General features: G+C 65.7%; 12 protein-coding genes. 8 read left to right on the top strand and 4 right to left on the bottom strand.

Going from position 1 to position 13,409, the window contains the following annotated elements; all coding sequences use genetic code 11:
* Positions 1–257: 257 nt before the first annotated feature.
* Positions 258–1,736, top strand: coding sequence for a DHA2 family efflux MFS transporter permease subunit (locus tag ACFULT_RS24005; protein ID WP_378482735.1), 1,479 nt, complete (start codon positions 258–260; stop codon positions 1,734–1,736).
* A 107-nt stretch (positions 1,737–1,843) separates the two neighbouring features.
* On the top strand, positions 1,844–2,638 hold the full coding sequence (locus ACFULT_RS24010; RefSeq protein WP_378482736.1) for a ParA family protein: 795 nt from the start codon (positions 1,844–1,846) through the stop codon (positions 2,636–2,638).
* Here the strand turns inward: ACFULT_RS24010 and ACFULT_RS24015 are convergent.
* Both ACFULT_RS24015 and ACFULT_RS24020 read right to left on the bottom strand, forming a co-directional pair.
* Positions 2,620–3,888, bottom strand: coding sequence for a PQQ-binding-like beta-propeller repeat protein (locus tag ACFULT_RS24015; protein WP_378482737.1), 1,269 nt, complete (start codon positions 3,886–3,888; stop codon positions 2,620–2,622). The two genes, ACFULT_RS24010 and ACFULT_RS24015, sit on opposite strands and share 19 nt — an antisense overlap.
* Positions 3,889–3,897: 9 nt before the next feature.
* Entirely contained in the window at positions 3,898–5,625 is a 1,728-nt protein-coding gene (locus tag ACFULT_RS24020; RefSeq protein WP_378482738.1) for a DEAD/DEAH box helicase, read from the bottom strand.
* Positions 5,626–6,079: 454 nt separating this feature from the next.
* Here ACFULT_RS24020 and ACFULT_RS24025 point away from each other — a divergent pair, with 454 nt between their 5' ends.
* Together ACFULT_RS24025 and ACFULT_RS24030 are read left to right on the top strand one after the other, a co-directional pair.
* The gene (locus ACFULT_RS24025) at positions 6,080–6,751 is read left to right on the top strand and encodes a ferritin-like fold-containing protein (protein WP_378482772.1); all 672 of its coding nucleotides are present in this window, start codon (positions 6,080–6,082) and stop codon (positions 6,749–6,751) included.
* 109 nt (positions 6,752–6,860) lie between these two features.
* The gene (locus ACFULT_RS24030; protein ID WP_170945117.1) at positions 6,861–7,088 is read left to right on the top strand and encodes a DUF3107 domain-containing protein; all 228 of its coding nucleotides are present in this window, start codon (positions 6,861–6,863) and stop codon (positions 7,086–7,088) included.
* 62 nt (positions 7,089–7,150) lie between these two features.
* Here the strand turns inward: ACFULT_RS24030 and ACFULT_RS24035 are convergent, their stop codons facing one another.
* Positions 7,151–7,804 carry a TetR/AcrR family transcriptional regulator gene (locus tag ACFULT_RS24035; protein ID WP_378482773.1) on the bottom strand — a complete coding sequence of 218 codons (654 nt, stop codon included), beginning with the start codon at positions 7,802–7,804 and terminating at the stop codon, positions 7,151–7,153.
* Positions 7,805–8,048: 244 nt separating this feature from the next.
* Between ACFULT_RS24035 and ACFULT_RS24040 the strand changes: the two genes are divergently transcribed.
* From ACFULT_RS24040 to ACFULT_RS24050, 3 genes are all read left to right on the top strand, one after another.
* The gene (locus ACFULT_RS24040) at positions 8,049–9,185 is read left to right on the top strand and encodes a DUF3152 domain-containing protein (RefSeq protein WP_378482739.1); all 1,137 of its coding nucleotides are present in this window, start codon (positions 8,049–8,051) and stop codon (positions 9,183–9,185) included.
* Between the two features lie 82 nt (positions 9,186–9,267).
* Entirely contained in the window at positions 9,268–10,443 is a 1,176-nt protein-coding gene (gene moeZ, locus ACFULT_RS24045) for an adenylyltransferase/sulfurtransferase MoeZ (protein WP_037111112.1), read from the top strand.
* Between the two features lie 46 nt (positions 10,444–10,489).
* Positions 10,490–11,344, top strand: coding sequence for a TIGR02569 family protein (locus ACFULT_RS24050; RefSeq protein WP_037111516.1), 855 nt, complete (start codon positions 10,490–10,492; stop codon positions 11,342–11,344).
* Between the two features lie 18 nt (positions 11,345–11,362).
* Here ACFULT_RS24050 and ACFULT_RS24055 read toward each other — a convergent pair whose 3' ends face one another.
* The gene (locus tag ACFULT_RS24055) at positions 11,363–12,028 is read right to left on the bottom strand and encodes a FadR/GntR family transcriptional regulator (RefSeq protein ID WP_037111110.1); all 666 of its coding nucleotides are present in this window, start codon (positions 12,026–12,028) and stop codon (positions 11,363–11,365) included.
* 100 nt (positions 12,029–12,128) lie between these two features.
* On the opposite strand from ACFULT_RS24055, the gene ACFULT_RS24060 reads away from it, so the two are divergent.
* Complete coding sequence (locus tag ACFULT_RS24060) at positions 12,129–13,376, top strand: MFS transporter (RefSeq protein ID WP_378482740.1); 1,248 nt, start codon at positions 12,129–12,131, stop codon at positions 13,374–13,376.
* The last annotated feature ends 33 nt before the right edge of the window (positions 13,377–13,409 follow it).

Genomic DNA, 13,409 nt, shown 5'->3' on the forward strand with positions numbered 1-13,409 from the left:
ATGCCGTGTCGGGTGTCACAGGCCTGCAGGTGGTTACCCGTACAAAACGGATTGAGTCGGACGGGCCGTCGGTGGATACTGTTCCGGTCGCGCGACGCACTCGGTTGCTCGCGCATGGGGGCTGCCCGGGGATGCATCGAACTTCTCGGGGATGGAAGGTCCACCGACAAAACGGACACACCGCGCACGTTGTCGTGCGTGTTCAGGCAGATGGTGGGCAGTGTTTCTGCTCACCGAGACACGAAGGACGATCGACCATGACGCAGCCAGGGGCAAGTTCGAATCCGGTGAAGCCGGACAAGCTCGACTCCGCCGTCCTCAAGATCGCGGGTGTCGTCGTTCTCGGCGCCATCATGTCCATCCTCGACGTCACCGTGGTGAGCGTCGCGCTTCCCACGTTCATGGACGTGTTCGACGCGACGTACGCGACTGTCGCCTGGACGATGACGGGATACACGCTGGCGCTGGCGACGGTGATTCCGCTGACCGGTTGGGCTGCGGACAGGTTCGGTACCAAGCGCCTGTACATCACCGCTCTCGTGCTGTTCGTGCTCGGCTCGGTGCTCTGCAGCTTCGCGTGGGACATCACCACGCTCATCGCTTTCCGTGTGCTTCAGGGACTGGGCGGCGGCATGCTGATGCCGCTCGGCATGACGATCATGACCAGGGCAGCAGGTCCCGAGCGGATCGGTCGTGTCATGGCCGTGCTGGGCGTGCCGATGCTTCTCGGACCCATCAGCGGCCCGATCCTCGGCGGATGGCTGCTGGAGGCTGCGAGCTGGCACTGGATCTTTCTGATCAACGTTCCGATCGGCGCGATCGCGCTCGTCGCAGCAATCGTCATCTTCCCGAAGGACGATCCGACGCCGTCGGAATCGTTCGACTTCGTCGGCATGTTGATGCTCTCTCCCGGCCTCGCACTGTTCCTGTTCGGAGTGTCCTCGATTCCCGAGACCGAGACGGTGTTGGCTGTTCGCGTGCTGGTGCCCGCGATCGTCGGTTTCGTGTTGATCGTCCTGTTCGTCTTCCATGCGCTTCGCACCGAGCATCCGTTGATCGACCTCAGGTTGTTCGCCAACCGGGCGCTCACCGTGGCGGTCTTGACGACCGTGCTGTTCATGGTTGCGTTCATGGGCGCGGGTCTGCTGTTCCCGAGCTACTTCCTGCAAATCCGCGGGGAGACGACTCTGGCTGCGGGTCTGTTGCTGGCGCCTCAGGGAATCGGGGCGATGTTGACGATGCCCATCGCGGGCACCCTCGCGGACCGCATGGGCCCCGGCAAGATCGTGCTCGCGGGCATGGTGTTCATCACCGCGGGCATGGCTGTCTTCACGCAGGTCGGTGCCGACACCTCGTACGCGATTCTGCTCGGTGCGCTGTTCGTCATGGGTATGGGTCTCGGTGCGACGATGATGCCGATCATGACCGCTGCTCTGCAGACGCTCACCGATCACAACGTCGCGCGAGGATCGACGCTGATGAACATCGTGCAGCAGACGGCGGGTTCGATCGGTACGGCGGTCATGTCGGTGGTGCTGACCAATCAGTTGAAGGACGTCGCGAAGGCGACGTCGCCGGTCGAGGCTCTCGACATCTCGGCGGGAGCGTTCGGCTCCACGTTCATGGTCGCGCTCGTGCTCATCGTGCTGACCTTCGTGCCGGCGTTCTTCCTGCCCCGGAAGAAGATCACTCCGGCAGAGGGTGCGGACAGCGCCAAACCGGTTATGCTGCACTGATTTCGGTGGCGGACGCGTCGGGTCTGGGTTGTTTCTGGCCCGTTCCCGACGCGCCCACGACCCCCTCGCTCTGGCCGATCGCCCCGATGTAGGCAAGGATCGGGGGCGTGACGACAGTACTGGCGGTAGCGAATCAAAAGGGCGGCGTCGCGAAAACCACCACGGTGGCCTCACTTGCGGCGGCGCTTCATGCACTGGACCGGCGGGTTCTGGTGGTCGATCTCGACCCGCAGGGGTGCCTGACGTTCTCCCTCGGGCACAACCCCGACAAACTCGAGGCGTCCGTGCACGACGTCCTGACGGGGGATACCCCGGCGGCCGAAGCGCTGCTCGAGACCGACGAGGGAATCGATCTGCTTCCGGCAACGATCGATCTCGCGGGCGCCGAGGCGCTGTTGCTCATGCGTGCCGGCCGTGAATACGCGCTGAAGCGAGCTCTGGCGCCGATTCTCGACGACTACGACGTCGTGATCATCGACTGCCCGCCGTCGTTGGGTGTGCTGACACTCAACGGGTTGACGGCCGCTCGGTCGGTACTGGTGCCGCTGCAATGCGAAACACTTGCGCACCGCGGCGTCGGCCAGCTGCTGCGGACGGTCTCGGAAGTTCAGCAGATCACCAATTCCGAACTGTCGCTGCTCGGTGCGCTCCCCACGTTGTTCGACGCACGCACCACACACAGTCGCGACGTTCTCGGCGATGTGTCCGACCGCTACTCCCTTCCGGTTCTCGACCCGCCCATTCCTCGGACGGTGCGTTTCGCGGAGGCATCGGCGTCGGGTGCGACGGTGTTGTCGGGTCGCAAGAGCAAGGGTGCGCAGGCCTATCGAGATCTGGCGGCAAATCTGTTGGAGCACTGGGAGAACGGATCCCCGCTCCGCACCTATTCGCCCGAGGTCTGACCCTCGGTACCGGAGAGTGCAACCAGGTCGGTGCCGCGTTGTTCGATGAGTACGTCGCCGACGACGGCGAGTCCGACCGGGCCGGAGTAGTCACCGCGGTCGACCGGGATCGTTCGTTCGGCGGTACCCGTCGACGGATCGATGACCGCTGTGCCGTCCTGGACCGGCAAGAGCAGGCGTCCGGCCATCAGTGTGCCGGGACCGAGCGCTCCGGGAACGGTCCACTGCGGTGACAGATCGCTCAAATCCAGTGCGACGGTGCTGGATCCGGTCCACCAGCTGAAGACGTTCGCCGACTTGACGACTGTCGGATACAGATCGGCCGATACCTCGGGCACCGTTCCGTCCGGGAGATCGAATTCGGTCAGAGGCTGAGCATTGCCGTCGAACAGGGCAACCTTCGCTGGTTCACCGGAATGCGATGGGATCGACAACGCCACCCGATCCCCCGAGGCAATCAGGACGCGCGCCCCGTCCACTGGGCCGTCGGCGCTGGTCAACGATGCGACGACGCTGGAGCCGTACTCCTGCGGTTCGGTGGCGTCCTTCGGCGCTGGGTTCATGGTGGTCAACCGTGCACCCGACTCCTCGGGGCACTGTTCGAGTACCGCGACGCGGGAACTGTTCGATGCGGTGGACAGCAGGGTGCAGCCGGTGCGAGGTTGGGTGCCGGGGTTCTGCGGGGCGTCGACCCGTCCGTACTCGAGGGTCCGTACGAGGTCCGAACGCCAGAGTTCCATGCGCGTGTCACCCAGGGACGTGACGTAGGTTCCGTCGTCGCTGAGACGGACTTCGGAATCTGCGTCGCTGGATCGCTGAGCTTTGCGTGATCCCGTCGCCCCGTCCAGTTCGGTGACCTGTGCGCATCCACGGTCGTCCGCGAACACGGCGACGGCGGTGTTCCATGCACTTGTCACCGCGCAGAGCGGAACGTCCCTGCGGTAGCTCCAGGCTGTCTCACCGGTGGATGGATCCAGACCGTTCACTCCGCCGTCGTCACCGCTCACCACGGCGCTGCCGGTGACCACCGGTGTCGACGTGAGCGGGCTCTGCGCTCGCCACACTTCGGTCAACGACGCAGGCACCGCGAGTGCGGTGGTGGCCTGCGGCAGGGGGGTGGGTGCGGTCTCGGACGTCGTGCCGTGTGCGTCGCTTCGGAACCAGATCACCCCGGCAGCGAGCACCGCGACAACCAGAATGGTTGCCGCGGCGACGAGATCCGAGCGTCGACGACGTTCGGGTGCAAGCACAGAAGAAGGCTACTCGGCTGCCGGTGCTGACGCGGGCGACGACTCGGCGGTGGAGCTGACCTGTCCGGACGAGGCGGGCGAGCGGCGGCGGCGACGCCGACGCTTGGGTGCCGCGCCTTCACCGGACGGGGTGTCGCCGCTGGTGCCCGACTCGGTCGGGGCGCTGTCCGTGGACGTATCCCCGCCTGCGGCTGTGCCGTTGGATGCAGCTGCGGCTGTGCCGTTGGTTGTAGCTGCATCGGCCTTGCCGCCGCGGGTGCGACGGCGGGCGCGGGTTCGGCGTGGCCGAGAAGGTTCGGCTGCTGCATCCGAATCGACGGCACTGTCGACGCTGTCGGCGACTTCGCCGTTGTCGCCCGTGTGCGCGCGTTCGGTCCGCTCCGGCGCCTTCTTGATCGAGCCGGTCACGCCGTCGGGGATGCCCAGTTCCTCGAAGAGGTGCGGTGAGCTCGAGTAGGTCTCGACCGGATCCGGGATTCCGAGATTCAGCGCTTTGTCGATCAGCTGCCAGCGAGGGATGTCGTCCCAGTCGACGAGGGTCACGGCGATGCCGGTGCGGCCCGCGCGGCCGGTGCGGCCGATGCGGTGGACGTAGGTCTTCTCGTCCTCCGGGCACTGGTAGTTGATGACGTGAGTGACGTCGTCGATGTCGATGCCTCGCGCTGCCACATCGGTCGCGACCAGGACGTCGATGCCGCCGGTCCGGAACTTCTTCAATGCCTTCTCGCGCTGGATCTGTCCGAGGTCACCGTGCACGGCACCCACGGCGAACCCGCGTTCGAGGAGTTCCTCGGAGACCTTCTGCGCGGTGCGCTTGGTGCGGGTGAAGATCATGGTCGCTCCGCGGCCTTCTGCCTGGAGGACCTTGGACACCATCTCGACCTTGTCGAGAGCGTGCGCGCGGTAGATGTGCTGCGCGGTGCGATCGTGCACGGCGGAGGACTCTGCTTCCTCGGCGCGGATGTGCGTGGGCTGCGTCAGGAACGTGCGTGCGAGCGTGATGATCGGTCCGGGCATGGTGGCCGAGAACAGCATCGTCTGGCGACGACCACGCGTGGAGCCTCCGGCCGAGGGACCGCTGGGCACCATGCCGAGGATGCGCTCGATGTCGGGGAGGAATCCGAGGTCGAGCATCTCGTCGGCCTCGTCGAGAACGAGGACGCCGATCTTGCCGAGGATGAGGTGGCCCTGTTTGGCGAGATCGAGGAGACGACCGGGGGTGCCGACGACGACGTCGACGCCCTTCTGCAGCTGTGCTATCTGGGCCTCGTAGGGACGCCCGCCGTAGATGGACAGGATCTCGACGGACTTGCCGCCGGACTTCAGGAACTTCGACGCATTGGTCAGATCCGAGGTCACCTGAACACACAGTTCGCGGGTGGGGACGATGACGAGCGCGCGGGGTGTGCCGTCGAGTGCCGCGGTGCCGGAGTCGGTCGTGGCTATGCGGTGCAGGAGCGGTACGCCGAAGCCGTACGTCTTGCCCATTCCGGTCCTGGCCTGACCGATGAGGTCGTCGCCGGCGAGGGCGAGGGGGAGCGTCAACTCCTGGATGGCGAAGGTCCGCTCGATGCCGATGGCGGTCAATGACTTGACGATGTCCTCGCGAACGCCGAGTTCCGCGAAGGTCGGGGGTACGTGTGTGTCGTCGAGCTGGGCGGACAAGGTGGTGTCGCCGGTGTCGGATTCTTGGTCGATAACGATCTTGCTCAGGGGTCTGGCCTTCCTCGTGTTCACACGTACGCACAAGGAAGGGCACAGGCCTATTGCCGGCCGAAGTCGATGCCCTCGATCCTGGTCTGTGATTTCGCCTCGAGCCTCAGCCGTGTCGGTGGAACGTAGTGGTACTCGACAGGCGGCGAAGCAGTCGTAGCGACCCGGATCAGGTGCGCACACATTGTCGGTGTGGTTCGACGCGTGGAAAATCGGTCCGTGTCATCGGTCCGGGCGTCGATCCGTGCACCATGGTAGCTTGCCGACCGTCCAAAACCCGTATTCCGAGCTTTGCGGGACGTGAGAGGCTCCGCGTTTCGGTGACAGCGCGCACGTGCGTCGGGCGCGACTACGATCGATTCTCATGGGAGCCCACTCGCCTGAATCGTTCGCCGCCGACGCTCTACCGACCACCACGGGAGCCCTTCCCGGGACCACGGAAGCCCTTCCCGATGCCACGGATGCCCTTCCCGATGCCATGGAAACGTCCGATGCGGAGCCGCGGATTCCGTTCGATCATCCGGGAGTGTCCGAGCTGTACGCAGTGCTCGCGTACGGGGAGATCTCGGCGTTCTACCGCCTGGCCGAGGACGCGCGATCGGCCCCGTCGATGCAGGGGAGGGTTGCGTTGGCGAGTATGGCGGCGGCAGAAATGAACCACTTCGAGACCCTCGTGTCCGCGTTGTCGGATCGCGGTCTCGACGTGTACTCCGCGATGGATCCTTTCGTGCGTGCATTGGACGATTACCACGCGTCGACCAACCCGTCGACGTGGCTCGAAGTGCTGGTCAAGGCTTATGTGGGTGACGGGTTGGCCGCTGATTTCTACCGCGAGATCGCGCACACTCTCGATCCGGCCGTCGCGGCGACGGTACGAGAGGTGCTTGCCGAGACGGGTCACTCGGAGTTCGTCGTGCACGAGGTGTCCACCCGGGTGTCCGCCAGTTCTCAGGACAAGGCGCGGTTGATGTTGTGGGGGCGCAGGCTGCTCGGCGAGGCGATCACGCAGGCGCAGTACGTGCTTGCTCAACGCGAGAGTCTGACCGATCTGGTGATCACGGCATCGGGTGATCTCAACGGTGTCGCCGCTCTGTTCGATCGGATGCAGGAGCAGCACGCGGAGCGCATGCGGGTGCTCGGGCTGGTCTGAGACCACGATGTTCGCTGACAGCACACCGTCGGACGTCACCGTCGCCGCGTGGCTGCACTAGCCTGGTCGAAGCAGCTGAAGTTTTCTCTACTGAGTTCGGAGGTTGGCCGTGGAGGTCAAGATCGGTGTGTCGGAAAGCTCTCGCGAGCTCGTCGTGAACAGCGCCCAGTCGCCCGAGGAGGTCGAGGCGCTCGTCGCCGAGGCACTCGCCGGCAAGAAGGACGTGCTGTCGCTGGTGGACGAGAAGGGACGTAAGTACCTCGTCCAGTCGGCACGAGTCGCGTACGTGGAGATCGGTCCGGCCGACGCCCGCAAGGTCGGCTTCGCCACGGCCTGAGCCAGTCCTACGACGAAGGGCCGCGCACATGTGCGCGGCCCTTCGTCGTTCGATCGTGTGGACTACGGAGCTTGCAGCGGCACGTGAGACAGGCCGCCCCAGGCGAGCGACACGGTGGTGTCGACGGCGTCTTCCTTGGAGATCGGGCGGTCCGCTTCCAGCCAGTAGCGTGCCGTGAACTGACTTGCTCCGACGAGTCCGACGGCGAGCACGCGGGCGCGGTAAGGGTCGAGGCCGGAATCGTGTGCAACGAGATCGAACACCGCGTCGACGCACGCTTCGGTCGCCTGCTCCACCCGGGCGTTGACCTGCGGGTCGCCCATCAGATCGGACTCGAACACGAGCCTGAATCCCTGGGTGTCGGTGTCGACGAAGTCGTAGAACGCAAGTACGGCTGCTCGGACGCGCTTGCGGTTGTCGGTCGTCGATCGCAGGGCCTGGCGCACGCCGGCTATCAGGGTGTCGACGTAGCTCTGCAGTACGGCGAGGTAGAGCTCGAGCTTGCCGGGGAAGTGCTGGTAGAGCACCGGCTTGCTGACGCCGGCACACTCGGCGATCTCGTCCATTCCCGACGCGTGATATCCGCGACTGACGAACACTTCGCTTGCAGCCGCGAGAAGTTGCGCACGGCGCGCGTCGCGAGGCAACCGCGCACTGCGTCGGCTCGCCGGTGAGGTGGAACGGTCCGAGGACATTCGATCCGCCAGTTCTGTCATGTAAGAAGTTCCCATCCGCATCGTCACCGCGCCGAAGGGGTGTCCGTAGCGCAGGTCGTTCAGCAACGATACTCGCAGCACGCCGCATCGTCGGGACGGTGGTGCGCCAGTCGCAGTGATGGATACCAGCGAAACGGCGCTCCCACCTCGTTTCGCGTGCATATCAGCGGTGCGAAGATTGTTCTGAAGTACAAACATCGGCGCGGCGAACGGCGGATGCCGGTGACTGTGAGATTCTGGCGAGGTGAGTGACCGAGGTGGGCCGCGACGCAGCGGGAGGGCGTGGGCCGACGACGAGTACGACGATCAGCGGCCGGACTCTGCGTCTCGGCGCGTCGAGCGGCGTCACCCCGTCGAGGATCGGGGCCGGGACGGGGACTTCTCCCGCGGTGTCGGCGGCCGGGGTTCTCACCAACCACTGCGGGCTCAATGGGATCCGACGGCGCGCGACGACTCGGCTCGCACACGTGCGCCGCGGCCGCCTCGGAAGGCGAAGAAGCAGTCCAAGCTCGGCAAGTTCACGTCGGTGTACGGGTGGCGTGCCTATGCGGTTCCGATTCTGCTCGTGGTGACGTCTTTGGTGGTGTTCGATGCGGTTCGTACCGGCGAGCCGACGACGACGGCATCGTCGGGCATCGATCAGCCGGCGGACCCGGGTTTCGGTGCCCTCAGTCCGAGTGGAGATTCGACGGGTGTGATCGGTGTTCCGCCTGCTGCGGACGGCAACTTCGCGGATTCGATTCCCTCCGGTGAGCTGCCCGACGGTGGTTCGTTCACGGTCCAGGGTGCGGGGACTTGGCATGTCGTGCAGGGCGCGACCGGTCAGGTGGGCCAGGGGAGCGAACGGGTGTTCACCTACACGGTCGAGGTCGAGGACGGTGTCGACACGGCCGGTTTCGGCGGCGAGGAGTCGTTCGGCCGACTCGTCGATCAGACGCTGGGCAACCCGAAGAGCTGGACCAACGATCAACGCTTCGCGTTCCGACGGATCGACCAAGGTGAACCGGACTTTCGGATCTCGCTGACGTCTCAGATGAGCATTCGGCAGGCGTGCGGGTACGACATTCAGCTGGAAGTGTCGTGCTACAACCCCGGTATCGGCCGGGTCGTCCTCAACGAGCCGCGCTGGGTTCGAGGGGCCATCGCGTTCCAGGGTGACATCGGTTCCTACCGGCAGTATCAGATCAATCACGAGGTCGGGCACGCCATCGGGTACCAGCAGCATCAGCCGTGCGAAACCGACGGTGGTCTGGCGCCGGTGATGATGCAGCAGACGTTCGGAACCGCCAACGACGACATCGCGCGGCTCGATCCGGAGGGCGTGGTTCCGATGGACGGAAAGACGTGTCGATTCAATCCGTGGCCGTATCCGCGAGGCTGATTTCGGCGAGTAGCGTGGCCTGAAGTCCGCTGCCGTGTCACCAGGTCACGGTCGGCGGTGCCCGCGAGGAGAAAGCAAGTCGATGAGCGTGTTGCCGCCCCTGGTGGAACCGTCGGGCCCGTTGTCCTACGACGAGGTCGCCCGCTACAGCCGCCACCTGATCATTCCCGACGTCGGAACTGTCGGTCAGCGACGTCTTCGCGCCGCACGTGTGCTCGTCATCGGCGCCGGAGGCCTCGGCTCGCCCGCACTGCTGTACCTGGCCGCAGCCGGGGTGGGCACGCTGGGCATCGTGGAGTTCGACGACGTCGAACTGTCCAACCTTCAGCGTCAGGTCATTCACGGGGCGTCCGACGTGGGGCGGCCCAAGGCCGTCAGTGCGCGTGAGTCCGTCCTCGAGCTGAACGACGGCGTCGACGTGCGGCTGCATCGGATGCGGCTGGATAACAGCAACGCGGTCGACTTGTTCCGGCAGTACGACCTGATTCTGGACGGTACCGACAATTTCGCGACGCGATATCTGGTCAACGACGCTGCGATCCTGGCGGGCAAGCCGTACGTGTGGGGGTCGATCTACCGGTTCCAGGGCCAGGTCTCGGTGTTCTGGGAGGACGCCCCCGGTGGTCTCGGGCTGAACTACCGCGACCTCTACCCGGAGGCGCCGCCACCGGGACTGGTGCCGTCGTGCGCCGAAGGCGGTGTGCTCGGTGTGCTGTGCGCGTCCGTCGGTTCCATCATGGTCACCGAGGCGATCAAACTGATCACCGGGATCGGTGAGACCTTGCTGGGGCGGCTCATGATCTACGACGCGTTGTCGATGAGCTACCGAACCCTGAACGTCCAGCGGGACCCGGATCGGCGTCCGGTCACCGAGCTGATCGACTACGACGAATTCTGCGGTGTGGTCACCGACGAGGCAGCCGATGCCGCCGAATCGTCGTCGATCACCCCCGCGGAACTCGCGGCATTGTTGAAGGGGCCCGACGAGATCGCATTGATCGACGTGCGTGAGCCGGTGGAGTGGGACATCGTCAGGATCGACGGCGCGACGCTCGTTCCGAAGGGGCGATTCCTGTCCGGTGAGGCGATGGCGGAGCTTCCGCAGAATCGCCGAATCGTTCTGCACTGCAAAACCGGAATTCGGTCGGCGGAGGTCTTGGCGGTGCTGAAGAAGGCCGGTTTCGCCGACGCTGTTCACCTGCACGGTGGCATCGTCGCGTGGGCTCGTCAGGTGGATCCGTCTCTTCCGGTGTACTAGCGCGCCTTCCTCACCGTCGGAGGTGGCCCACGGTAGCGTGACGGACGTGAGCTCACTGGAACCCCCTCAGCACGTGATCTCCACATTCGGGCTGCGTGACGTACCTCCCGTGCCGCTCGGTGCGGATTGGGACGGTGGCTGGAGGCTCGGCGACGTCGTGCTCTCGCCGGTCGCCGACCACGCGCGAGCCGCGTGGTCCGCGAAGGTGCGCGAGACCTTGGCCGTGGACGGTCTCCGTCTGGCGCGTCCGGTGCGGTCGACGGACGGCCGCTACGTCGTCAGTAGTTGGCGCGCGGACACGTTCATCGTCGGCTCGCCGGAACCGCGGCACGACGAGGTCGTCTCCCTGTCGGTGCGGCTGCATGCCGCGACTGCCGGTCTGGAACGCCCGCGCTTTCTGGTGCAGCCGCCCGTCGCGCCGTGGTCCGATGCGGACGTGTTCACCGCCGCGGACCGTGCGGCGTGGGAGGCGACGCCGTTGCGTGTGGCGCGTGCGGCCGGGGCGCCTGAGGTCACCTCGGCCGACGGCAAGCAGAGCCTGGAATTGATCAAGCAGCTTGCTAGCCTCCGCAAGCCGGTGGGTGTCGGTGATCAGTTGGTGCACGGTGACCTGTTCGGGACCGTGTTGTTCGACGGAAGCGAGGCGCCGGGCATCACCGACATCGCGCCGTATTGGAGGCCGGCCTCCTGGGCGGCCGCGGTGACGGTCGTCGACGCGATCTCGTGGGGCGGAGCCGACGACGCGTTGATCGGTCGGTGGGAAGATCTTCCCGAGTGGCCGCAGATGTTGTTGCGCGCGTTGATCTTTCGCTTTTCCGTTCATGCGCTCCACCCGCGTTCGACCCCGGAGGCATTCCCCGGTCTCGCGCGCACCGCGGACCTGGTCAGGCTGCTGCTCTGAGCGCCGCGGGCTCGGGAGTCAGTGTTCCGGCGTCTCGAGTTCGTCGAAGAACCTCAGTGATGCCGTGCGAGCGCCTTCGGCGTCGCCGCGGACGATGGCGTCGACCAGTGCCGAGTGCTCGTCGTCGTATCCGTTGTCGTGGTCCGCGACGTGGTGGTGCATCGTCTGGACGATGATCGGCATCAGCGAGTCGTAGAACTCGAGGTAGATGGCATTGTGGCTGGCCGCGACGATGGCGCGGTGGAACCTGGCATCGACCGCGATCGCGGTGTCGGTGCCGTCGTGCGCCCACGCCGAGTGCCTGTCGGCGAGTGCCGCGGTCAACGCGGCGACGTCGGCGTCGTCGCGGCGTTCGGCCGCCAGCATCGCCGCGGTCACTTCGAGGGTGCGTCGCAGCTCGGTGACGTCGCGATCCTGTGCGTCGGCGAAGTACTTGCCGAGCGTTCCGCCCAGGTCCGAGGTCGCCAGTACGAATGTGCCCGACCCTTGACGGCGTTCGACCATTCCTGCGTGCACGAGGGCCTGCACTGCCTCGCGGACGGTGTTGCGGCCGGTGCCGGTCAGTTCACAGAGCTCGGCTTCGGTGGGGATTCGGGTGCCGACGGGCCAGCGTTCGGCCACGATCTCGGCCCGCAGTTGCGCTGTCACCTGCGAGATCAGGCTGGACCGTTGAACCTGCTGCACCCGTGCTCTCCCCGTCGTCGTTCGATGTTGTCGGCTTGTCGTTCGGCGGTCAGTTTAACTTCTTTGCGTCTGGTGATCCGGTCATCCTATGATTTCTGCCGTGAGTACTACCGCAATGACAGAGACCGGGGCAGGCGCCGAGGCGCAGAACCTTCTGCGCGGACGCGTCCTGGTATTCGCCGCGATCATCGTCTCCGCGTTGACGCTCCGCGCGGCAGTGACGTCCATCAGCCCGCTGTTCGGCCGTATCGGAACCGACCTGCAGTTCGGGTCGTCCGTCGTGGGACTCATCGGCATGCTTCCCCCGGCGATGTTCGCCGTCTTCGGACTGCTGACGCCCGTCCTGGTCAAGCGAACCGGTATGGAACGCACCGCTCTTCTCGCGATGGCGTTGACGACGGTCGGCATGGCCACCCGGGCCTTCGCTCCGGGGACCGCGTCGCTCATTCTTCTGTCCGCAGTGGCTCTCGCCGGAATGGGAATCGGCAACGTCGTCATTCCGCCTCTGGTGAAGCGGTACTTCTCCGACCGACTCGCCATCGTCAGCACCATGTACATCTGCGCACTGCAGGTCAGCACCATGGTCCCGCCGTTGCTGGCGGTGCCGGTCGCCGACGCGCACGGGTGGCGACTGTCCATCGGAATCTGGGCGCTCGTCGGCCTGGCCGCTGCTGTGCCCTGGCTGGGCGTGGTGATGTCGCGTCGCGGCCACGATGTCGCGGACACGACCGGCGAGGGCGGCACGTCCGCTGTGCACGAGAAACCGCAGGGTCGTATCTGGCGGTCGTCGCTGGCCTGGGGGATGGTCGGCATGTTCGCGATGACGTCGTTCATCACCTACGCGATGCTGACGTGGCTGCCGACCGTGCTCACCGACGCAGGCATCGGGGAGGCCGCAGCAGGGGCGTCGGTGGCCGCGTTCGGTGGAATGGGGCTGATCGCGTCACTGGCCGCGCCGTCGCTCTGCGCTCGGCTGCGCAACCCGTACGGCCTCGTCGTCGCCGCCGCCGTCTTCTACCTGGTGGGATTCGCCGGCCTGCATTTCACCCCGACCAGTGGAACAGTGGTGTGGGTCTGCCTCGTCGGGCTCGGCACGATGACGTTCCCGATGTCGTTGACACTCATCAACCTTCGGACACGCACTCCGGCAGGATCATCCGGCCTGTCCGGGTTCACGCAGGGATTGGGCTACGTGGTCTCGGCGACGGGTCCGCTGTCCTTCGGCTTCCTGCACACGCTCTCCGGGGGCTGGGGCATCCCCATCCTGGTTCTCACCGGATGCGTCGCGATTCAGCTGGTCGCGGGATATCTGTGCTGTAAGCCCCGCATGCTCGAAGATACGTGGTGAGACGCGGGCTCGACGACACTCGGTGATCTCACG

This window comes from Rhodococcus sp. NPDC057297 (assembly GCF_042667435.1).
In the GTDB taxonomy this organism is placed as follows: Bacteria; Actinomycetota; Actinomycetes; order Mycobacteriales; family Mycobacteriaceae; genus Rhodococcoides.